Origin of the sequence: Pedobacter antarcticus (assembly GCF_900103515.1) — a bacterium.
Taxonomy (GTDB): Bacteria; Bacteroidota; Bacteroidia; order Sphingobacteriales; family Sphingobacteriaceae; genus Pedobacter; species Pedobacter antarcticus.
In genome coordinates this window covers 453,574-473,049 of sequence record NZ_FNGZ01000003.1, presented here as the reverse complement: position 1 = coordinate 473,049, position 19,476 = coordinate 453,574, and the positions used below count along the sequence as shown (strand labels likewise).

The following is a 19,476-nucleotide window of genomic DNA, read 5'->3' as shown; positions in this document are numbered from 1 at the left end:
TCTTTTATGTTGATAACTAAACATTCAAAAGTAGCACAAAATTTCGATATTCGTCCGACAGTTATCCCCCAGTTTTCAGCATGTTATTTAGTGAACAAAACTATTCCAGAGGCCAGTTTGGCGGCAGCATAGAAGTGATATGCGGCTCTATGTTTTCAGGTAAAACCGAAGAGCTGATCCGGAGACTGAAGCGCGCAGAGATCGCTAAATTAAATGTTGAAATATTTAAACCCGCTACCGATATACGTTATGATGAGACAGCAGTTGTCTCTCACAATTATAACTCCATCCAATCTACACCGGTAAGTCATTCATCTGCCATCCTGTTATTACGTTCTGACACACAAGTTGTCGGTATTGATGAAGCGCAGTTTTTTGACGATGAACTTCCTGAAGTTTGTAATAAGCTCGCCAATAAGGGCGTGAGGGTTATTGTTGCAGGACTGGATATGGATTTCAGCGGTCAGCCGTTTGGACCGGTGCCCGCATTAATGGCCATAGCCGAACTGGTAACCAAAGTAAATGCAGTTTGTGTACGGTGTGGAAGTCCGGCGATGTATTCTTTCCGGCACGTAGCCAGTGAAGCAAAGATTTTATTAGGCGAAAAAGAAAGCTATGAGCCGCGTTGCAGGCCATGTTATCATGCTAAAGACTAAGATCAAATTCCATCTTATCCACAAAACCCATACTTATTCACATTAAAATGTGGATAAGTATGGGTTTTATTTCCACGCTAATGAGACGCACAAGAAAAGCGATATACCAAAACAGCCTGTCTTCATTACGAAAACAGGCTGTTTGTTAGAGTGGTGTGGGCCGGGATCGAACCGGCGACACAAGGATTTTCAATCCTTTGCTCTACCGACTGAGCTACCGCACCATCTTATTAAACATGATTTAAAGCATGCTCCACCTCGGTAGGTGGGCTGCAAATGTAGTTTCTTTTTTTGAAATACAAAATCAATCTTCTATAAAATTATCCAAAAAAGAAGTGTCAATCTCCATCCCCCTGATTTTCAGCATACACTTTTTTCAACCGGAAGCGAAAAATTTAAACAACACCATAAAAATGGCTGTAAATACTACATTTGTCCTAACCGGCCAATGAAAGCATATGCTACTTTAACTGATCTGCAATTAACCGACCTTCTTAAAAAAGATGATGAAGCGGCTTATAAAGAAATTTATGCGCGTTATGCACCCCTATTAGCAGACTTTACTGCGTCAAGATTATTTAGCCTGGATGATACGAGAGATATCATCCACGATGTATTTCTCCTGCTCTGGGAGAAAAGAAAGACACTGGTTATCAACCTGAGCCTGAAAGCATACCTTTTTGCAATTGTCCGCCATCGCATTATTGACCGTATTCGCAAAAATGTGACTAGAGAAGAATATGCCGTTATGCTGCAGGCGCTGGCAACGGCTTATGAACCTGGAGTAGAACAACAAATCGCAGCAAAAGAGCTTCAGCAGACAATCAATCGCGCACTGAAAAGCCTCTCGCCAAGGATCCAGGAGATATACCGGCTAAGCAGAGAACAAAACAGAAGCGTATCTGAGATTGCAAATCTGCTCGGATTATCTGAACAAACAGTCAAGAATCAACTGACCGCAGCACTCAAACATTTAAGAAAGTCGCTGGCTGTCGTATCCACACCAGCCTTCCTTTTCTGGCTACTTTCATAGACAAATAAAAAAATATCGTTTTCCGATGGTACTACCTCTCCTTTCATCCGACTACAGTTCAAATGCAGGATTAAATGAACCGTCAACAAATAGAATCTTTACTGGATAGATATATCAAGGGTGAAACTACTACCGCAGAGAATACCGTTGTGGAGACATGGCTTGAGGAAAACCTACATTCGAATTCGCCGTGGAGCGGTCTGGACGAACAGGAAAAGTCAAGCTGGCTTTCCGGCATCTATCAGGATTTGGAGCAGAGTAGAGAGAAAGCACCAGAAAAGATTATTCCTGTAAAAAAGAAAAAAGCACCTTACCTGCAATTCATTGCGGCAGCCGCAGCCCTGATCGCAGTACTTTTCGCGATTTATCTGCAATCTTCCGACGAATATCATACTAACCAATCCCTAAAACTTACAGCGTTAACTGTTCCTGCAGAACAAACCAGGCAGATTATGCTTCCAGACGGAAGCAAAGTCTGGGTAAATGCCGGATCAGAACTTAAATTTCCTGAGACCTTCGGCGGTGAGACCAGGGAAGTATATCTCTCGGGTGAAGCCTATTTCGATATTGCTCATAATCCCGATCGTCCCTTCCTCATTCACGTAGGAAAAATAACAACGAAAGTACTCGGTACAGCTTTCAATATTAAAGAAGATAAGGATCAGCACCTGGTCACTGTAACTGTCACACGCGGTAAAGTAGGCGTTGCGGCCGGCACCAGACAACTGGGGATCATAACCCCCGATCATGAGCTCAGCTTCAATTTACTTAATGAAAAGGTGATCAGGCGTAAAGTCGATGCACTTACCTCTATTGCCTGGCAGCACAGGGAACTTCAATTTGAAGATGTCACCTTTGAGCAGGCTGTATCACAACTGGAAAAACGCTTCAATGTGAAGATAACTTTTAAAAATAACCAGCTGAAGAACTGTAGGTTCTCCGGCACCGAACCTTCCGGCGCCGGTCTGGAACAATTATTAAAAGTAATATGCGCCATTAACCATGCAACCTACCAGACCAGCGAAGATGGAAGCATTCAAATAGACGGAAAAGGATGTAATTAAATTTTTTGAACCTAAGACGATACTCCAGGAATAGCGTCTTAAAATAACCTGTAAGCCGGCGGGAATCGGCTCACAGGTATCCCGGTAAACCGGGGTTTAATCGATTGGAAATCAATAAAACATTTAAAAGTATGAATATTTCTGCGAAAAAGCGGGATCAGGGAGACCTATGCTCCAGATTAAAGACTAACAGCGTTACTACACCAACAATAGCCATTCAATTTATGCGAATCAGCTTTATCTATATATTACTAACAGCTGCAACACTGAATATGTTAATGGCTTTTGATTTGAAGGCGCAGGACATGAATACGGAAACTATAAGGCTGGAGCTTCACCAGGAAAATCTTTTAACAGCCATCAGAAAAATAGAAAAGCAAAGTAGTCTCAGGTTTTTTTTCAGAAGCAGCGACATTGAAGCAGTCAAACCATTAAATTTCAGCTCAGGACCCCGTACGATCCGACAAACCTTAACCGAAATACTAAAAGGATCCGGCCTGACTTTCCGGCAGGTTGATCAAACAATTCTGATTGAAAAAAAAAGCCAGCAGCAGAAAAACCAGATCGAAGGAAAAATAACAGGAACTGATGGCCTGCCTATCCCCTATGCTACTATTGCCCTTAGAAAAACCAATGAATCCGATATACTAAAGACGGTCAGTACCGACAGCCTTGGTAATTACAAATTCGATTTGCCAGAAAACGGCGATTACCTGCTGGACATTTCGGCTATTGGTATGCAGAAAAAAACCGTTAGCATTACCATTATAAATCAGGAGACCACCATACTGGAAGACATCATGCTAAGCGATCAGGCCGGTAATTTAAAGGAAGTTACAGTGATCGGCAAAAAAGCATTTATAGAACAAAAGATAGATAAAACTGTGATTAATGTTGGTAGTCTGATTTCCAATAATGGAGCTAATGCACTGGAAGTACTGGAGAAATCGCCGGGCGTAGTGGTTGACGGAAATGGTACGATCAGTTTTAAGGGGAAACCAGGCGTTACTATATTCCTGGATGGAAAACCAACCTACCTATCCGGAGCGAATCTTGCTAACTATTTGAAATCTATACCTGCCTCATTGCTGGAACAGATAGAATTGATGGATAACCCTCCAGCGAAATTTGATGCAGCGGGTGATGCCGGCATTATTAATATCACTACTAAAAAAACGAAAACTGCCGGATTCAACGGCTCTGTCGCCGCAAATTACAGCCAGGCACATTACGGTCAGACCAGTGAAAGTGTAAACCTAAATTACCGGGTCAACAAAATAAATCTGTTTTCCAGTGCTTCCTACGCACTTAAGCAAGAGTTCCGACAGTTTGGAGAAACCCGGGAATATTTTGACAAACAGGGTCTGTTACGGAATGTTTTTGAGGTAAATGCACATATGAAACCAGTCAGTAATAGTGGCAACCTTAAAATTGGAATGGATTACTACCACTCCCCTACAACGACCTGGGGCATTATTTTTACCGGATCATTATCACCAAGAAAGGAAACCTTTACAGGAGAAACCCGGCTACAAAACCAAAACAGAGGACTCGACTCCATTATTTATGCAAAAAATACAGGCAAGGCTCATTTTAACAATGGAGGTGTGAACCTAAACTACAGCCATCAGTTTGACAGCCTGGGAAGATCAATTACATTTGACCTGGACGGGCTAACTTATAGCTCCACCAATAAACAACGCTTTTTCAATCAGAGTTTCGATGCGGTAGGCAATCCAGGTCATACACAAATCATTACCGACAATCTTCCAACCAGCATCCAGATCTATTCGGCAAAAACAGATTATACCCGTCCTTTAAAGGGAAAAGCGAGAATAGATGCAGGCTTAAAGACCAGTTATATTGAAACAGATAATCAGGCTAACTATTTTAATCAGATCAATGGAGAATCCATCACCGACCCCAACTTCACGAATCACTTTCTCTATAGAGAGAACATTAATGCGGGATACCTGAATTTTAATACCTCCTTCAGAAGATTCGCTTTACAAACAGGTTTAAGGGTCGAGAATACCAATTCCAAAGGCCATCAAATAGGAAATGAGATACGGGCAGACTCCTCTTTCACAAAAAGTTATACCAATCTGTTTCCCACAGCTTACCTCTCTTATAAATTAGATTCCGCAGGTAGGCATTTACTGATCCTTTCATTTGGGCGCAGAATTCGCAGGCCATTTTATCAAGATCTGAATCCTTTTGTGACCATTATTGATAAGTACTCTTATTTTTCAGGAAATCCATTCTTGAAACCACAGTTTTCAAACGCATTAAAAGCATCTTACAGTTATAAAAGCTTACTGACAGCTTCGCTCCACTATATGAAGACCAAAGACCTTCAAAATGAGGTAATCAGGCAGGATGGTGATATTTTTATAGATGGAGTCGGAAACATAGGTACTGCGAAATACCTCGGTGCCTCCCTTACCCTATCCCTCGCACCATATCCCTGGTGGATGACCAATACTTATATGCAGGTTTTTAACACCTCATTTAAGGGGCGTTTATTCGACACCTTTCTGGATGAATCCAGAACTATGGGAGAAATTAATATGACGAATATTTTCACCTTACCAAAAGGCTGGGGAATGGAACTCAGTGGCTTCTATGTTTCAAAGCGCAGTGTAGCTCAATTCATAAATAACGGTACCGGGCAGTTAAATGCAGGTATACAGAAAAAAGTCTTGGAGAATAAGGGTACCATCTCTTTCAATGTCCGTGATATCCTGAAAACATATAATAACAATGGGATTACTACTAATATCCCAAATGCGACTGAAGCATTCAGAAACAGATACAACTCACAGTCCTTTACTTTAGCCTTCAATTATAGCTTTGGCAGTTCAGGTAATAAAAAGTCGAAGCGTGAAACTGGAAGCGCAGACATAGAAAAAGCCCGTATTAAACAATAACGGGCATCCGCTGCATGAATTTCCCAATCCGTTCATTGATCCTGAAGGGATGGCAGATTTCCAAAACGAACAAAACCTGATAAACAAAAAAAGCTTCAGATTTCTCTGAAGCTTTTTTTGTTAGAGTGGTGTGGGCCGGGATCGAACCGGCGACACAAGGATTTTCAATCCTTTGCTCTACCGACTGAGCTACCGCACCATCTTTATTAATATGTGATTCACATATTCCCCTCGGTTGGGATTGCAAAGGTAGATTCTTTTTCTGGAAAACAAAACTTTTTTGAAAATAATTTAAAAAGGGGTAATAATCAGCTTAAAAGAGTTCTAAAATTAAAATAATATGCAAGCATAGTAATTTGTTTATAGTATAATTTTTACCTTAGCAATACTGTAAAAAGATTCACCAGCACATGATTTCACAAATTCTATTTATAGCCATCACCATTGCGGCCGTCATACTGTTTAGTATAAATGTAAAAAAAGTGATCCGCAATATCAGATTAGGGAGAGATGCAGATCGATCCGACCAGCCGTCTAAAAGACTGATAACCATGCTAAAAGTTGCTTTTGGACAGAGCAAAATGGTGGTTAGACCAATTCCTGCTGCTTTACACTTTGTTGTTTACGCCGGTTTTGTAATTATCAATATTGAGGTCCTGGAGATCATGATAGACGGAATATTCGGCACCCACCGTATTTTCGGCGGGCTCGGCACCTTATACAATTTCCTTATCGGATCGTTTGAAATTCTGGCATTAGGTGTATGGTTAGCATGCGTTATCTTCCTGATTCGCAGAAACATCCTAAAGCTTAAAAGATTTATAGCCTCTGAGCTGGAAGGATGGCCAAAATCAGACGCCAATTATATTCTTTTCACGGAGGTCCTGTTAATGACAGCTTTCCTGCTGATGAATGCAGCAGATGCCAAATTACAGACATTAGGTGTTTCCCACTATACCACAGCAGGGTCATTCCCGGTAAGTCAGTTTTTGATTCCATTGCTGCCAGATCAGCCATCGGCATTAATTGCACTGGAAAGAGGCTGCTGGTGGTTCCATATTATCGGAATTCTAGCATTTTTAAATTACCTGCCTTATTCCAAACACTTCCATATTCTATTTGCATTTCCAAATACCTATTATTCCAATCTGGAGCCCAAAGGTGAGTTTACTAATATGCAAAGTGTCACTAATGAAGTAAAGGCTATGCTTGACCCCTCTTTTGTTCCTGCAGAAGCAGCGGCAGGAAGGTTCGGCGCAAAGGATGTGAATGATCTGACTTGGATTAACCTCATGAATGCCTATACCTGTACCGAATGCGGACGCTGTACATCTGTGTGCCCGGCAAACATTACCGGCAAACTTCTTTCACCACGAAAGATCATGATGGATACCAGGGACCGGATGGAAGAAGTGGGCAAAAGCCTTGATCAGAAAGGACCAGGCCTGGAAGACGGAAAATCTTTAATAGACGATTATATCACCAGGGAAGAAATCTGGGCATGTACAAGCTGTAACGCCTGTGTAGAAGCTTGCCCAATTAACATAGATCCTCTGGCTATTATTACAGAACTCAGAAGGTACGCAGTAATGGAAGAATCACAGGCACCTTCCAGCATTAATACTATGCTTGGAAATATTGAAAACAACGGCGCCCCATGGAAATATTCACCAGCTGACCGATTTAACTGGGCAAAAGAAAATTAAGACAGATTTTAAACGAGCTGAACAATGAGCGAGAAACTTAATATAGAAGTACCTACCATGGCAGAATTAGTTGCCAGAGGTGAACAGCCGGAAATTTTATTCTGGGTGGGCTGCGCAGGCAGTTATGACGAAAGAGCGCAAAAAACCACCAGAGATATCTGTAAAATATTACACCACGTCGGCATTAAATATGCTGTTTTAGGAACTGAAGAAAGCTGTACAGGCGATCCGGCCAAACGTGCAGGAAATGAATTCCTCTTCCAGATGCAGGCTATGACCAATATTGAAATATTGAATGGTTACGATATTAAAAAAATAGTTACCGGATGCCCGCATTGCTTTAATACCATCAAGAACGAATATCCCGGTCTTGGCGGAAATTATGAAGTAATTCACCACACCCAGTTGATTCAGGATCTTATTACTGAAGGTAAACTGAAAGCAGAAGGTGGCGAAAGCTTCAAAGGTAAAAAAATCACCTATCATGACCCTTGCTATCTTGGTCGTGCCAATGGCGTCTATGAAGCTCCCAGAAAAGCGCTGGAAGTACTGGACGCACAATTGGTAGAAATGAAAAGATGCAAATCCAATGGCCTGTGCTGCGGAGCAGGCGGTGCGCAAATGTTTAAAGAACCGGAAAAAGGTAACAAAGACATCAATATCGAAAGAATTGAAGAAGCTCTGGAGACCAATCCCGGAATCATTGCTGCAGGATGCCCTTTTTGTATGACAATGCTCAGCGATGGCGTTAAAATGAAAGACAAAAGCGACCAAGTTCAGGTATTGGATATTGCAGAAATAACGGTACGCGCAAATGGATTATAGCCCGCTACATATTGCCTCCCTAAATTCCGGAAGTAATGGAAACTGCTATTATATTGGTAATGCAGAGGAAGCAGTGTTAATTGATGCAGGAATCTCCTGCCGGGAAACGGAGAAGAGAATGCTGCGTATGAACCTTTCCATAGACAAGGTTAAGGCAGTATTCGTCTCTCACGAACATACGGACCACATTCGTGGACTGCAGGTATTAGCAAAAAAATATAGAATTCCGGTTTATATTACGCCGGGGACCTACCAGAATAGTAAGCTTGCTATTCCGGAAGAGCTTTTGCTGCATTTCAATGGCTGCCAGCAGATTACAATTGGCAAGCTTCAGGTTCATACCTTTCCTAAAATACATGATGCTGCAGATCCGCATAGCTTTATGGTCTGCCAGGGAGAACTTAAAATAGGCATATTTACAGACTTGGGAGATGTGTGTGAGAATCTAAGCCATTATTTCTCCCAATGTCATGCAGCCTTTCTGGAGACCAACTATGATACGGATATGCTGAGTAACGGAAGTTACCCGTATTATTTGAAACGAAGAATCAGCGGCGGCAAGGGACACTTGAGTAACCTGCAGGCTTTGGAGCTATTCAAAACTTGTCGTTCTTCTCGACTGAGCCATCTATTATTAGCTCATTTATCCAGGGATAATAATCATCCTGATGTTGTGGAAAAACTGTTTCAAACCGATGCCGGATTAACTAAAATAGTAGTGGCTTCCAGAAATGAGGAATCTGCAGTATATACTATAAACGGAAACTTCAGCGAAGTTTCGCCTGCAGCTGCCGGAACTTTTCCTGTAGCAGCTCAAGATCTTCAGGTTCCATGTTTTTAAGTGGAATCGCCAGACTTGTGGCCATACTATCTATATCGCCTCCCCTTTTTTCTCTGTAGGTTTGCACGATCACATCGTCATTTAAAGTATGCAGATATAAAATCCCGTTTGTGCTGCTTCCCACATAGTCAGCCGCCTTATATTTGAGGAAATGGAATGAAAAGTATTCCTGCTTACCATTTTGATAATATTTCTTATACCGGCAGAAGCCCGTACCACTCACCTGAAGCTCATATTTTTTGAGTGCCGGCGCATCCGGAAGAATAGCGTAGTGTGTGTTCAGCATCTCCTGCACGAAACCGGCTTCCTCATCTGCAGGGCCATTTGCAGAAAAAGAAAGAAAAACCGGACAAAGAACAATGAAAATGATTATTTTAGATTTACGCGTAAACTTTTTCATCAGCCTGGCTATTATATAATAATCTTATAAGGTACCATAAATTAAGGCTTGAAGAGTTTAAATCTGCAAAATTCATGTGCAGGTAATTTTTGTACAAGCGCTTAGTTCAAGTTAATTAAAATCTTAAATTTGTTATATGAGTTTTTCTCCACAATCAAAAGTATGGATCTATCAGTCTGACCGTGAATTCAGCGATCAGGAAGTCCAGCAATTACAAAAGCAGCTGGACGAATTTACCGAACAATGGAAAGCACATGGCCACCAGTTACAGGCAAAAGCAGAAATACGTTATAACTATTTCATTATTTTTATTGTAGACGAAACAGCTGCGGGAGCTACCGGTTGTTCTATTGATGCATCAGTTCGTGTGATCAAAGGATTGGAGGAGCAATACAGTGTTGATCTCTTTAACCGTTTCAATATGGCCTATAAAGTTGATGACAAAGTCAACGTGGTCAATAAAGAAGATTTCGAAACACTGATCAGTATCAAAAACATAACCCCTGAATCTACAGTATTCAATAATATGGTCCAGACGTTGGATGAATACGAAAATAAATGGGAAGTGCCATTCAAGGATAGCTGGCATCAGAAAGTATTTGCCGACCTGCTGTAGTAACAGGCCGGCAAATATGCCTGTCTAAGGTTTAACGGTAAATGTTAACATCTATCTGACCATCAGCCGTAACCGTTCCGCGGTACATACCGGCTGTATTGAAAGGCATAGTTACATTGCCCTTATTATCGAGTGCAATCAAGCCACCGTCACCACCTAGTTTTTCCATCTTGGCCAATGCTTTCGCTGCTGCTTCCTGCAGGGATAACTTTTGATATTCCATCATTGCTGAAATATCGTAGGCCACTACTGAGCGAATAAAAAACTCTCCCCAACCTGTGCAGGAAATACCAGCAGTTGCATTGTTAGCATAAGTGCCGGCCCCGATGAGCGGAGCATCGCCAACACGACCATATTTCTTATTAGTCATTCCTCCTGTAGAAGTTGCTGCTGCCAGATTACCGGCCTGATCAAGTGCCACTGCACCAACAGTACCGAACTTATTATCTTTATTTACTGTACCCTTTAATTCAGAACTCTTATTTCCATGGTCCAGCACTGCTTTAACGGAATCTTCAGCTAAAGCTTTCTGTAACCCATTCCAGCGCTCCGGAGTATAAAAATAAGACGGATCGACAATTTGCAACCCGACGTCTTTTGCGAAACCTTCTGCACCCCTGCCAATCATCATCACATGTTCAGAGCGCTCCATTACAGCCCGGGCAGCTAGAATTGGGTTGCGTATCGTGGTCACACCAGCAATTGAACCTGCTTTAAGAGTCTTACCGTCCATGATAGCCGCGTCCATCTCATTTTTCCCGTCATGCGTAAATACAGCCCCTTTTCCTGCATTAAACAAAGGACTGTCTTCCATTACCAGAACGGCTGCCTGCACTGCATCAAGGCTTGGTTTCCCAGCCTTAATCTGATCATAACCCGCTTGCAATGCTTCACGGAGCTTACCAAGGTAGGCTTGTTCTTTTTCCGGTGTCATATTCTTTTTCAGGATAGTACCAGCACCGCCGTGAATCACCATGACGTATTTTTGTTTTTGCTGGGCTGCTGCTGTGAATGCTAAGAAACTGCAGATAAACAACAGACCGAGACACATAATTTTGTTCATTATTTTTTGTTTTTTGGTTTAGATTCTTGCTGTGTACCCAGCTTTAGCGGCCCCATCTGTTTAATGCTTCGCATAATCTGATATTGCCGGTGCCGGATATAGGTTGTTGGTTTGGCAGGAGTCCAACGTAATGGATTCGGTAAGCAGGCTATAATTAACGCAGCTTCAGACCTGTTCAGGTTAGTACAGGTTTTACCAAAATAGTTTTGCGCCGCCGCTTCGGCACCGTAAATGCCATCGCCCATTTCAATAACGTTCAGATATACTTCCAGAATACGCTCTTTACTCCAGAACAACTCAATCAGTACCGTGAAGTAGGCCTCAAATCCCTTCCTTATCCATGACCTGCCAGGCCAAAGAAACACATTTTTGGCAGTCTGCTGGGAGATTGTACTTCCTCCTTTAATCTTACCGCTTCCGCCCTTATTAGACTTGTATGCTTTATCTATAGCTTTGAGATCGAAACCATGATGAGTCGGAAATTTCTGATCTTCGGATGCAACCGCAGCCCTTTTCAGTTGCGCAGATATCTCGTCATAATCAATCCAATCCTTCTCAATTTTAAATGTTTTACCATCTGCTTTTCGTTCAAAATTCCGCTTAACCATTAACAGAGTAATCGGGGGATTAATAAATTTATAAGCCAGCACCCAACCGATAGATGCCAGTAAAAACCAAATTAAAATTTTCAGCCCGAGCCATTTTACACGATTTAATATAGAACCCGGAGCTACCGCACGTTTTTTTGCCATTCAAATAATTATATAATACAAGTTTGTCTGTACTTTGCCAGTTTTTAGATTTTGGGAAACAAAGCGCAGCTGAACCTGTTCTGCTGTAAAAATACAAGATCATGGAAAACAATCGTGTAAAAAAGATATATGATTATGGACAAAGTATCTGGCTGGACTTTATTGACCGTCAGCTCATCAGTTCAGGTCAGTTGAAGAAGCTAATTCAGGAAGATGGTATTCGAGGAATAACCTCTAATCCAGCCATTTTTGAGAAAGCTATCAGCAGTAGCAATGACTATGATGCAGACATTCATAAATATGCTGAAGAAGAACTTAGCGATGAAGATATCTTTTATCAGCTTGCTATAGCTGATATCAGAAGTGCCGCAGACCTATTTTTACCTGTCTATGAAGAGAAACAGCAAGGTGCCGACGGTTATGTAAGTCTGGAAGTATCACCACTCCTTGCAATGGATACAGAAGGTACAATAGAACAAGCCCAGGAATTATGGCATGCTGTAGACCGTAAAAACGTAATGATTAAAATTCCTGCAACCAAAGCCGGGTTACCGGCTATACAAACCAGTATTGCAGCGGGGATTAATATTAATGTTACTTTATTGTTTAGTCTTGAAAGATATGAAGCAGTAGCAGAAGCATATCTGAGTGGATTGGAAGAACGAGTAGACCAAGGTAAACCGATAAATGGCATTTCATCTGTAGCTAGTTTCTTTCTAAGCCGGATAGACGTATTGGTTGATCCGATCCTGCATGAAAAGAACCTGCAGAATCTGGAAGGTAAAGTTGCTATTTCGTCTGCGAAAAAAGCATATGAAATTTACAAACAGAAATTCAGCGGGGAACGCTGGGAGAAACTGGCAGCTAAAGGTGCAAGACCGCAACGCTTACTCTGGGCAAGTACGGGAAATAAGAACCCGGCATATAGTGATGTCAAGTACGTAGAAGCACTGATTGGGCCTGATACCGTAAATACCATTCCTATGGAAACCCTTGAAGCATTCCGTGACCATGGAGACCCTGCAGTAAGACTCGAACAGGACCTGGAAGGTGCGAGCTCAGTGATTTCACAACTCCATCATGAGGGCATAGACCTGGGCAAGCTGATGCAGCAACTGGAAGATGAAGGGATCGAGAAATTCAACACGCCTTATCGCAAACTTTTGGCAGCAATCGCCAGCGAAAAAAACAACTAGGGTTAATGTCCGACGCATCCAAAGCTTTTGGATCTGCACAGATGATAGAATAAGCAAAGCTTTTGCTAAATTCGTGAAAAATTAAAAAATTATCTGATGAAATTCACAGCATCAAGACTATCCGAGGGAAACAAGATGTTCCCAACAGAAATCCATTTGGAGGAAAACTCAATAGAGATTAAAGCTCCGGGACTTTTCAGTGGAGATTCAAAATATCTCAATTATGAAGATATAACTTCGATTGAAGTGGATTCACCTATGGTTGGTTTCTCGAAGTTACGGTTGTTTATGAACGGTAATAAAATAGAGGTCCATGGCTTTTCAAAAAGCGATATTAAGGAAATCCGCAAGATTATAGATGAACATCGCTCCAGGAAAAGGGGAGTATAATTCTAAAAATCAGACATAAAAAAAGCGTTCCGGATGGAACGCTTTTTTTATGTCGAATGAGATGATTACTCAGCTACAACTTCGAAAGGAACTTTAACTTTCACTTCTTTGTGTAAGTTTAAGTTAGCGATATATTCACCAACAAATTTAGGCTCAGTTTCGAAAGTGATACGGCGACGGTCAACTTCAAAACCTTGTTGTTTTAAGGCTTCAGCAATCATGATGGTATTAACTGCACCAAAGATTTTACCGGTTTCACCAGCTTTAGCACCGATAGACAATTTAACTTCAGTTAAACGTTCTGCGATACCTTCAGCATCTTTCTTAATTTTATCTTGTTTAAACGCTGCTTGCTTCAGGTTTTCTGCTAATACTTTTTTAGCAGATGGAGTAGCTAAAGCACCAAATCCTTGTGGGATCAGGTAGTTACGGCCGTAACCTGGCTTTACGTTTACAATATCATCTTTCTCTCCAAGAGATTTGATGTCCTGTTTTAATATAATTTCCATGTCTCAGCTCCTATTTTAATTGGTCAGCAACGAAAGGTAACAAACCAATGTGGCGAGAACGTTTTACCGCCTGAGCCACTTTACGTTGAAATTTCAATGAAGTACCGGTTAAACGGCGTGGTAAAATTTTACCTTGATCATTGATGAATTTTAACAGAAAGTTTGCGTCTTTGTAATCGATATATTTAATTCCGTTCTTTTTGAAACGGCAATATTTTTTTCTGTTATCGTCCACTTTTGGAGCGGTAACATATTGTATCTGATCTTTAGCCATTATGCTGCAGCCTCCTCTTTCTTAGGTTTTTTGTTAAAAGCACCACTGCGTTTCTTCTCATTATAAGCAACCGCATGACGGTCTAATCTAATGGTCAGGAAACGAAGAACACGCTCATCGCGTTTTAGTTCTAATTCCAATTTGTTAATTAATTCACCTGAAGATTTGTACTCTGTAAGGTGGAAGAATCCGCTTGCTTTTTTTTCAATCGGATACGCTAATTTTCTCAAACCCCAATTGTCCTCTTGAACAATTTCGGCTCCGCTATCAGTGATGATTTTGCTGAATTTCGCTAATGCTTCTTTCGCAACTTCTTCTGACAACAACGGGGTAAGAACGATAACAGTTTCGTACTGATTCATTGTTATAATTATTTAATGTTAATTACCGTATAAAACGGGCTGCAAATGTAACGATAATAATCTTGAGTTCAAAATCTAAGCCCGAATTGAATTGATCTTTATTTATGCATAGGCTTTTGACCCATAGCATATTGGATGCCGCCGAGCAGGTGCTTTAAGAAGAGCGGATCTGTATAAGACTCATCAACATGCCCCAGCCCGGTATAAAAGGCTCTTCCCCCATCATAATCGTGATACCACGCAATCGGGTGGAACGCACCATTTGACCCTCCTTTATAAGATTTCTCATCGAGTTCAATTAAGACCTTGATATCCGGATTAATATTTTTAAAGTTATACCACTCGTCCTTTCTCGACCAGGTAGCAGGAAGATGTGCAGTTGCTGCACTCTTACGGTCTTTGACAATTAAACTCGCAACCTGTTGCTCCGGATGTTTTACAAAATAAGCGCCGACCAATTTACCATACCATGGCCATTCATATTCCGTATCTGTTGCGGCATGCACACCTACATATCCGCCACCGGCTTTAATGTATTGCTCGAAAGCCTGTTGCTGTACGTCATTCAGTACATCTCCTGTTGTATTCAAAAACACAACAGCTGCATATTTTTTTAAATTTTCAGAGGTGAATAACGCTGAATTTCTCGTGGTATCAACATCAAAACCATGCTCGGTACCCATCTTCTGCAAGGCTGGTAAACCTACCGCTATGGACTCATGGTGAAAACCTGCTGTTTTGGCAAAAACAAGAATTTTTCGGCTTTGTGCATTTACAGTACCGGTGAAAGAAAACAGCGTCAGCAGGCAGATCAATACAACGGGAATAATATTTCGCTTCATTACGTATTTGGTTAGGTTAAATCTAAGCTAAGAAAAATTCTGCAAATCATTTATTTCCCAATTATCCATGCTGCTCCCTAAAAAATTTATAATTTCGCATCTAAATGGAAAATTTTATTGTCTCGGCCCGTAAGTATCGTCCGGCAACGTTCGAAACCGTTGTAGGTCAGCACCACATTACCGGAACTCTAAAAAATGCGATTAAAAACAATCAGCTTGCCCAGGCATTCTTGTTCTGCGGACCAAGAGGTGTAGGTAAAACTACCTGTGCCCGGATTCTCGCAAAAACCATTAACTGTACTCAGCAGACTGCAGATATGGAAGCCTGCGGAAAATGTGAATCCTGTGTATCCTTTCAGACGGGACATTCTTTCAATTTCCATGAGCTGGATGCAGCTTCCAACAACTCGGTAGATGACATTCGAAGCCTGATTGAACAAGTAAGAATACCTCCTCAAGCCGGAAAATATAAGATCTATATTATAGATGAGGTGCATATGTTGTCAGCAAATGCCTTCAATGCTTTCCTTAAAACGCTGGAGGAACCTCCTGCATATGCCATATTCATTCTGGCGACTACAGAAAAACATAAAATATTACCTACCATACTTTCACGTTGCCAGATTTTCGACTTTAACAGAATCCAGGTAGACGATATTGCGCTTCATCTTCAGAAAATTGCAGAACGCGAACAAATCAGCGTAGAAACAGACGGCTTACATATCATTGCACAAAAGGCAGATGGTGGATTGCGTGACGCGCTGTCCATGTTTGATCAGATCGTTAGCTATACCAACAAAAACCTGACTTATAAAGCAGTAATTGAAAATCTGAATATTCTGGATTACGATTATTATTTCCGCCTTACAGGATTTCTGACCAGTGCAGACGTCAGTCTGTCGCTGCTGCTTTTCGATGAAATCTTAAATAATGGGTTTGACGGCAATAACTTTATTAACGGGCTCGCCAGTCACTTAAGAAACCTGCTGGTTGCCAAAGATCCGCAAACAACAAGTTTACTGGAAGTAAGTGAGAATATCCGTAAAAAATATCTGGAGCAGAGTCAGCAGACATCCGTTTCTTTTATACTTACAGCACTCAACCTGGCAAACCAATGTGACCTGATCTACAAAAACAGCAAGAATCAGCGCCTGCAGGTAGAGCTCTCGCTGATAAAAATGTGTCACATCCCGTCAGTCATCCAACTCGCGCAGCAACCGCTGCCTGCTGCAAACCAGCAAACTGACGAAGCTCAGCTTAAAAAAAAAACTAATTTAATTCCTGCACCTGTACAGAAACCGGAACCACCGGTAGCAGCACCAGACCCGCTTCCGGCACCTTCAGGTTACAGCCAGGTGATCGCACAACCAACGGCACAACCTGCTGTACAACCCGTGACACCAAAACCCAGGCCCGATCTAAATACAAGCCAGAAGATTGTGTTGAAACCCAATCCGATGGGCGCAGGGAACGGAGCCACACTCATCCCTTCTCTAAATGCCTTAAACGCAATCGCGGAGGGATTGGATAATGATAAACCGAAATTTGTAGTAGGTGAAGCAGCAGAGCCCTTTACTCATGAAGGACTGATGGAATTATGGAAAATCTATATCCAGAAGGCAAAAACAGAAAATAAGATTAATTTCTATACCATTCTGAACACAAATGAACCAGAATTGAGTGGATCAAATGAAATTACAGTGCATATTACTAACCTTGCACAGGAAAGTATTCTTCAGCAGGAGCTGGTAGAATTTTTAAACTTTCTGCGCACCAGGTTAAATAATTATGCCATTAACATTAAGACTAAAAAAGTCGAGGGTAAGCTTGAAAACAGACTTTATACCAGTATTGATAAATATCATTACCTTTTGGAGAAAAATCCAAAGTTAGAAGATCTCCGTAAAAAATTCAATCTGGACCTGCTTCCATAAACCGCTGTTTACTTCAGGGGTTCCGCGTCATTAATCGGGTACCCCTCTTCATCAAGATCATCACGGTCGTCCTCAGGTGTACGAGCAAGAAATTCATCTTCCGGATTTAACTCAACGATTTCACCCTTATCCACATGCATACCAAGGGTTTCTAGATCAGACTCCTGCTGATCCTGTTTAGACGCATATTCATCGCCTATATAAGGGTTCGCCTCATCATAGTCTGAATTATCATCTCCCCCATTTTCTGCCGTAGTTTCGTAAGGGAGCGGATGATCATAGTCCTTGTCCTTACCTTTGACATCAAGTTCAAAACTATTTTTATCCTTATTGAAGGACAATTCGTTAAAATCTTGTGTTTCACCAAGATCCGAAGGATGAATTTTATCGTTTGAACCTTGCCCTTTTTCGGTACTGTTTTTATTTGCTTCCATATCAGGTAATTAATGTCAATACAACGTTACAAAATCTGTATTTGTTTTTGTAATTTACGCATTGAATGGGCAATAGGCACAAAATCCTTATCTTTAGCCCAATTCATAAGTTTAAATAGAAAACCATAATATGTCTGTACAAAAAATTAAAGTAGACCAGCCAGTAGTAGAGTTAGATGGTGATGAAATGACCCGCATCATCTGGAAATTCATTAAGGATAAACTGATTTTACCTTATCTTGATCTTGATATCAAATATTATGATCTTGGTGTAGAATATCGTGATGAAACCAACGATCAGGTTACCATTGATGCTGCTGAAGCCATTAAAAAATATGGTGTAGGTATTAAATGCGCAACTATTACTCCTGATGAAGAACGTGTTACAGAATTCAATCTGAAACAAATGTGGAAATCACCAAACGGTACTATCCGTAATATTCTGGATGGAACAGTTTTCCGTGAACCGATTGTAATGAGTAATGTACCACGTCTGGTTCCAAACTGGACTGCTCCTATCTGTATTGGCCGTCACGCATTCGGTGATCAATACCGTGCAACTGATTTAGTAACTAAAGGTAAAGGTAAATTAACCCTGACTTTCACACCGGAAGATGGTGGTGAAGTACAGTCTTTCGATGTTTATAACTTCCAGGGAGATGGTGTTGCTTTAGCAATGTACAATACTGACGAAAGTATCCGTGGTTTTGCACATGCTTGCTTTAACCAGGCGCTGATTAAAAAATGGCCTTTATACCTTTCTACAAAAAATACGATCCTTAAAAAATACGATGGTCGTTTCAAAGATATCTTCCAGGAAATTTATGAAAATGAATTCCTTACCAGATTCAAGGAAGCAGGAATCACTTATGAGCACCGTCTGATTGACGACATGGTTGCTTCTGCGTTAAAATGGAATGGTAACTTCGTTTGGGCTTGTAAAAACTATGATGGTGACGTTCAGTCTGACACAGTTGCACAAGGATTTGGTTCATTAGGATTAATGACATCTGTACTGGTTACACCAGACGGAAAAACAATGGAAGCTGAAGCTGCACATGGTACTGTAACACGTCACTACCGTGAGCACCAGGCCGGAAGACCAACTTCAACTAACCCTATCGCTTCAATCTTTGCCTGGACAAGAGGTCTTGAATTCCGCGGTGTTCTTGACAACAACCAGGAACTGATTAAATTCTGCCATGCTTTAGAGCAGGTATGTATCGAAACTGTCGAAAGTGGTAAAATGACCAAAGATTTAGCAGTTTGCATCCATGGTAACAAAGTTCAGCATGGTAAAGATTATTTGTATACGGAAGAATTCTTATCTGCAATTGATGAGAACCTTAAAGCTAAATTAGCTTAATTCTTTCCTAGCTTTAAAAAGCGTGCAACCTTAACGGCTGCACGCTTTTTTTTTGAATCAGATCTTGTACTGGCTAAGATAACCGACTAAATTACTCCTGCAACCCTGAGGCTGTTATTCGGGGTTGCCATACCCTTGCGATACCCTTGGTATACCGTTGGGATACCCTTCCTTTACCCAATGGGTATCGCAACGGTATGGCAACGGTATACCAAGGGTAAAGGAACCCCGCAGAACAGTGACACCTGAGTAACCATAATGCATTGCCATACTCAATGTAATA

Annotated in this window: 20 protein-coding genes and 2 tRNA genes; 12 read left to right on the top strand and 10 right to left on the bottom strand. The window is 41.2% G+C overall.

The annotated features are described in order from the left end of the window. The first annotated feature begins 80 nt into the window (after positions 1-80). Positions 81-656 (top strand): thymidine kinase, encoded by a 576-nt coding sequence (locus BLR53_RS09330; protein WP_037440482.1) that lies wholly within the window; start codon positions 81-83, stop codon positions 654-656. Positions 657-807: 151 nt separating this feature from the next. Here BLR53_RS09330 and BLR53_RS09325 read toward each other — a convergent pair. After that, positions 808-880: transfer RNA gene (locus tag BLR53_RS09325), tRNA-Phe, on the bottom strand. Between the two features lie 224 nt (positions 881-1,104). On the opposite strand from BLR53_RS09325, the gene BLR53_RS09315 reads away from it, so the two are divergent. The 3 genes from BLR53_RS09315 to BLR53_RS09305 all read left to right on the top strand — a co-directional run bounded on the left by BLR53_RS09315 (position 1,105) and on the right by BLR53_RS09305 (position 5,683). Next, complete coding sequence (locus BLR53_RS09315) at positions 1,105-1,689, top strand: RNA polymerase sigma-70 factor (protein WP_074589142.1); 585 nt, start codon at positions 1,105-1,107, stop codon at positions 1,687-1,689. 74 nt (positions 1,690-1,763) lie between these two features. After that, positions 1,764-2,753 carry a FecR family protein gene (locus tag BLR53_RS09310; RefSeq protein WP_074589137.1) on the top strand — a complete coding sequence of 330 codons (990 nt, stop codon included), beginning with the start codon at positions 1,764-1,766 and terminating at the stop codon, positions 2,751-2,753. A 131-nt stretch (positions 2,754-2,884) separates the two neighbouring features. Further along, positions 2,885-5,683: an outer membrane beta-barrel protein gene (locus tag BLR53_RS09305; RefSeq protein ID WP_074589134.1), complete on the top strand. Its 2,799-nt coding sequence runs from the start codon at positions 2,885-2,887 to the stop codon at positions 5,681-5,683. Positions 5,684-5,809: 126 nt separating this feature from the next. On the opposite strand, the gene BLR53_RS09300 is transcribed toward BLR53_RS09305, so the two are convergent. Beyond that, positions 5,810-5,882: transfer RNA gene (locus tag BLR53_RS09300), tRNA-Phe, on the bottom strand. Positions 5,883-6,093: 211 nt separating this feature from the next. Here BLR53_RS09300 and BLR53_RS09295 point away from each other — a divergent pair. Genes BLR53_RS09295 through BLR53_RS09285 form a run of 3 tightly spaced genes read left to right on the top strand, consistent with a single transcriptional unit; the run spans position 6,094 to position 9,055 of the window. Then, entirely contained in the window at positions 6,094-7,389 is a 1,296-nt protein-coding gene (locus BLR53_RS09295; RefSeq protein ID WP_074589130.1) for a 4Fe-4S dicluster domain-containing protein, read from the top strand. A gap of 24 nt (positions 7,390-7,413) precedes the next feature. After that, positions 7,414-8,214, top strand: coding sequence for a (Fe-S)-binding protein (locus tag BLR53_RS09290; RefSeq protein ID WP_037440466.1), 801 nt, complete (start codon positions 7,414-7,416; stop codon positions 8,212-8,214). Further along, positions 8,204-9,055 (top strand): MBL fold metallo-hydrolase, encoded by an 852-nt coding sequence (locus BLR53_RS09285; RefSeq protein WP_074589124.1) that lies wholly within the window; start codon positions 8,204-8,206, stop codon positions 9,053-9,055. Before BLR53_RS09290 ends, BLR53_RS09285 begins: the two co-directional genes overlap by 11 nt. Here the strand turns inward: BLR53_RS09285 and BLR53_RS09280 are convergent. Further along, positions 8,982-9,455 carry a hypothetical protein gene (locus tag BLR53_RS09280; protein ID WP_037440464.1) on the bottom strand — a complete coding sequence of 158 codons (474 nt, stop codon included), beginning with the start codon at positions 9,453-9,455 and terminating at the stop codon, positions 8,982-8,984. The two genes, BLR53_RS09285 and BLR53_RS09280, sit on opposite strands and share 74 nt — an antisense overlap. A 136-nt stretch (positions 9,456-9,591) precedes the next feature. Here BLR53_RS09280 and BLR53_RS09275 point away from each other — a divergent pair, with 136 nt between their 5' ends. Beyond that, a complete protein-coding gene (locus BLR53_RS09275) occupies positions 9,592-10,071 on the top strand; it encodes a hypothetical protein (RefSeq protein ID WP_037440463.1) in 480 nt (159 codons plus the stop codon). Between the two features lie 31 nt (positions 10,072-10,102). Here BLR53_RS09275 and BLR53_RS09270 read toward each other — a convergent pair whose 3' ends face one another. Further along, complete coding sequence (locus BLR53_RS09270) at positions 10,103-11,134, bottom strand: isoaspartyl peptidase/L-asparaginase family protein (RefSeq protein ID WP_143007852.1); 1,032 nt, start codon at positions 11,132-11,134, stop codon at positions 10,103-10,105. Further along, positions 11,134-11,886 (bottom strand): monofunctional biosynthetic peptidoglycan transglycosylase, encoded by a 753-nt coding sequence (mtgA, locus tag BLR53_RS09265; RefSeq protein WP_051760059.1) that lies wholly within the window; start codon positions 11,884-11,886, stop codon positions 11,134-11,136. The genes BLR53_RS09270 and mtgA overlap by 1 nt, the downstream gene beginning before the upstream one ends. Positions 11,887-11,987: 101 nt before the next feature. Between mtgA and tal the strand changes: the two genes are divergently transcribed. Together tal and BLR53_RS09255 are read left to right on the top strand one after the other, a co-directional pair. After that, on the top strand, positions 11,988-13,082 hold the full coding sequence (gene tal / locus BLR53_RS09260; RefSeq protein WP_074589122.1) for a transaldolase: 1,095 nt from the start codon (positions 11,988-11,990) through the stop codon (positions 13,080-13,082). Between the two features lie 96 nt (positions 13,083-13,178). Further along, on the top strand, positions 13,179-13,472 hold the full coding sequence (locus BLR53_RS09255) for a hypothetical protein (protein WP_037442652.1): 294 nt from the start codon (positions 13,179-13,181) through the stop codon (positions 13,470-13,472). A gap of 65 nt (positions 13,473-13,537) precedes the next feature. Here BLR53_RS09255 and rplI read toward each other — a convergent pair whose 3' ends face one another. The 4 genes from rplI to BLR53_RS09235 form a co-directional block, all read right to left on the bottom strand. Further along, positions 13,538-13,981, bottom strand: coding sequence for a 50S ribosomal protein L9 (gene rplI / locus BLR53_RS09250; RefSeq protein ID WP_037444029.1), 444 nt, complete (start codon positions 13,979-13,981; stop codon positions 13,538-13,540). Positions 13,982-13,991: 10 nt separating this feature from the next. Next, positions 13,992-14,255 carry a 30S ribosomal protein S18 gene (gene rpsR, locus BLR53_RS09245; protein WP_008244392.1) on the bottom strand — a complete coding sequence of 88 codons (264 nt, stop codon included), beginning with the start codon at positions 14,253-14,255 and terminating at the stop codon, positions 13,992-13,994. Continuing rightward, positions 14,255-14,617 carry a 30S ribosomal protein S6 gene (gene rpsF, locus BLR53_RS09240; protein WP_037444035.1) on the bottom strand — a complete coding sequence of 121 codons (363 nt, stop codon included), beginning with the start codon at positions 14,615-14,617 and terminating at the stop codon, positions 14,255-14,257. Before rpsF ends, rpsR begins: the two co-directional genes overlap by 1 nt. 98 nt (positions 14,618-14,715) lie before the next feature. Then, positions 14,716-15,459, bottom strand: coding sequence for a ThuA domain-containing protein (locus tag BLR53_RS09235; protein ID WP_074589120.1), 744 nt, complete (start codon positions 15,457-15,459; stop codon positions 14,716-14,718). Positions 15,460-15,563: 104 nt separating this feature from the next. Between BLR53_RS09235 and BLR53_RS09230 the strand changes: the two genes are divergently transcribed. Further along, positions 15,564-17,393, top strand: coding sequence for a DNA polymerase III subunit gamma/tau (locus BLR53_RS09230; protein ID WP_074589118.1), 1,830 nt, complete (start codon positions 15,564-15,566; stop codon positions 17,391-17,393). Positions 17,394-17,401: 8 nt separating this feature from the next. On the opposite strand, the gene BLR53_RS09225 is transcribed toward BLR53_RS09230, so the two are convergent. Then, positions 17,402-17,827: a hypothetical protein gene (locus BLR53_RS09225; protein WP_037444037.1), complete on the bottom strand. Its 426-nt coding sequence runs from the start codon at positions 17,825-17,827 to the stop codon at positions 17,402-17,404. A 130-nt stretch (positions 17,828-17,957) separates the two neighbouring features. Here BLR53_RS09225 and BLR53_RS09220 point away from each other — a divergent pair, with 130 nt between their 5' ends. After that, positions 17,958-19,193 (top strand): isocitrate dehydrogenase (NADP(+)), encoded by a 1,236-nt coding sequence (locus tag BLR53_RS09220; RefSeq protein ID WP_037444039.1) that lies wholly within the window; start codon positions 17,958-17,960, stop codon positions 19,191-19,193. The last annotated feature ends 283 nt before the right edge of the window (positions 19,194-19,476 follow it).

What these genes read in the sequence shown, in the direction of transcription:
- BLR53_RS09330 (WP_037440482.1), top strand. Translation starts at nt 81, where the DNA reads ATGTTATTTAGTGAACAAAACTATTCCAGAGGCCAGTTTGGCGGCAGC.
- BLR53_RS09315 (WP_074589142.1), top strand. Translation starts at nt 1,105, where the DNA reads ATGAAAGCATATGCTACTTTAACTGATCTGCAATTAACCGACCTTCTT.
- BLR53_RS09310 (WP_074589137.1), top strand. Translation starts at nt 1,764, where the DNA reads ATGAACCGTCAACAAATAGAATCTTTACTGGATAGATATATCAAGGGT.
- BLR53_RS09305 (WP_074589134.1), top strand. Translation starts at nt 2,885, where the DNA reads ATGAATATTTCTGCGAAAAAGCGGGATCAGGGAGACCTATGCTCCAGA.
- BLR53_RS09295 (WP_074589130.1), top strand. Translation starts at nt 6,094, where the DNA reads ATGATTTCACAAATTCTATTTATAGCCATCACCATTGCGGCCGTCATA.
- BLR53_RS09290 (WP_037440466.1), top strand. Translation starts at nt 7,414, where the DNA reads ATGAGCGAGAAACTTAATATAGAAGTACCTACCATGGCAGAATTAGTT.
- BLR53_RS09285 (WP_074589124.1), top strand. Translation starts at nt 8,204, where the DNA reads ATGGATTATAGCCCGCTACATATTGCCTCCCTAAATTCCGGAAGTAAT.
- BLR53_RS09280 (WP_037440464.1), bottom strand. Translation starts at nt 9,455, where the DNA reads ATGAAAAAGTTTACGCGTAAATCTAAAATAATCATTTTCATTGTTCTT.
- BLR53_RS09275 (WP_037440463.1), top strand. Translation starts at nt 9,592, where the DNA reads ATGAGTTTTTCTCCACAATCAAAAGTATGGATCTATCAGTCTGACCGT.
- BLR53_RS09270 (WP_143007852.1), bottom strand. Translation starts at nt 11,134, where the DNA reads ATGAACAAAATTATGTGTCTCGGTCTGTTGTTTATCTGCAGTTTCTTA.
- mtgA (WP_051760059.1), bottom strand. Translation starts at nt 11,886, where the DNA reads ATGGCAAAAAAACGTGCGGTAGCTCCGGGTTCTATATTAAATCGTGTA.
- tal (WP_074589122.1), top strand. Translation starts at nt 11,988, where the DNA reads ATGGAAAACAATCGTGTAAAAAAGATATATGATTATGGACAAAGTATC.
- BLR53_RS09255 (WP_037442652.1), top strand. Translation starts at nt 13,179, where the DNA reads ATGAAATTCACAGCATCAAGACTATCCGAGGGAAACAAGATGTTCCCA.
- rplI (WP_037444029.1), bottom strand. Translation starts at nt 13,981, where the DNA reads ATGGAAATTATATTAAAACAGGACATCAAATCTCTTGGAGAGAAAGAT.
- rpsR (WP_008244392.1), bottom strand. Translation starts at nt 14,255, where the DNA reads ATGGCTAAAGATCAGATACAATATGTTACCGCTCCAAAAGTGGACGAT.
- rpsF (WP_037444035.1), bottom strand. Translation starts at nt 14,617, where the DNA reads ATGAATCAGTACGAAACTGTTATCGTTCTTACCCCGTTGTTGTCAGAA.
- BLR53_RS09235 (WP_074589120.1), bottom strand. Translation starts at nt 15,459, where the DNA reads ATGAAGCGAAATATTATTCCCGTTGTATTGATCTGCCTGCTGACGCTG.
- BLR53_RS09230 (WP_074589118.1), top strand. Translation starts at nt 15,564, where the DNA reads ATGGAAAATTTTATTGTCTCGGCCCGTAAGTATCGTCCGGCAACGTTC.
- BLR53_RS09225 (WP_037444037.1), bottom strand. Translation starts at nt 17,827, where the DNA reads ATGGAAGCAAATAAAAACAGTACCGAAAAAGGGCAAGGTTCAAACGAT.
- BLR53_RS09220 (WP_037444039.1), top strand. Translation starts at nt 17,958, where the DNA reads ATGTCTGTACAAAAAATTAAAGTAGACCAGCCAGTAGTAGAGTTAGAT.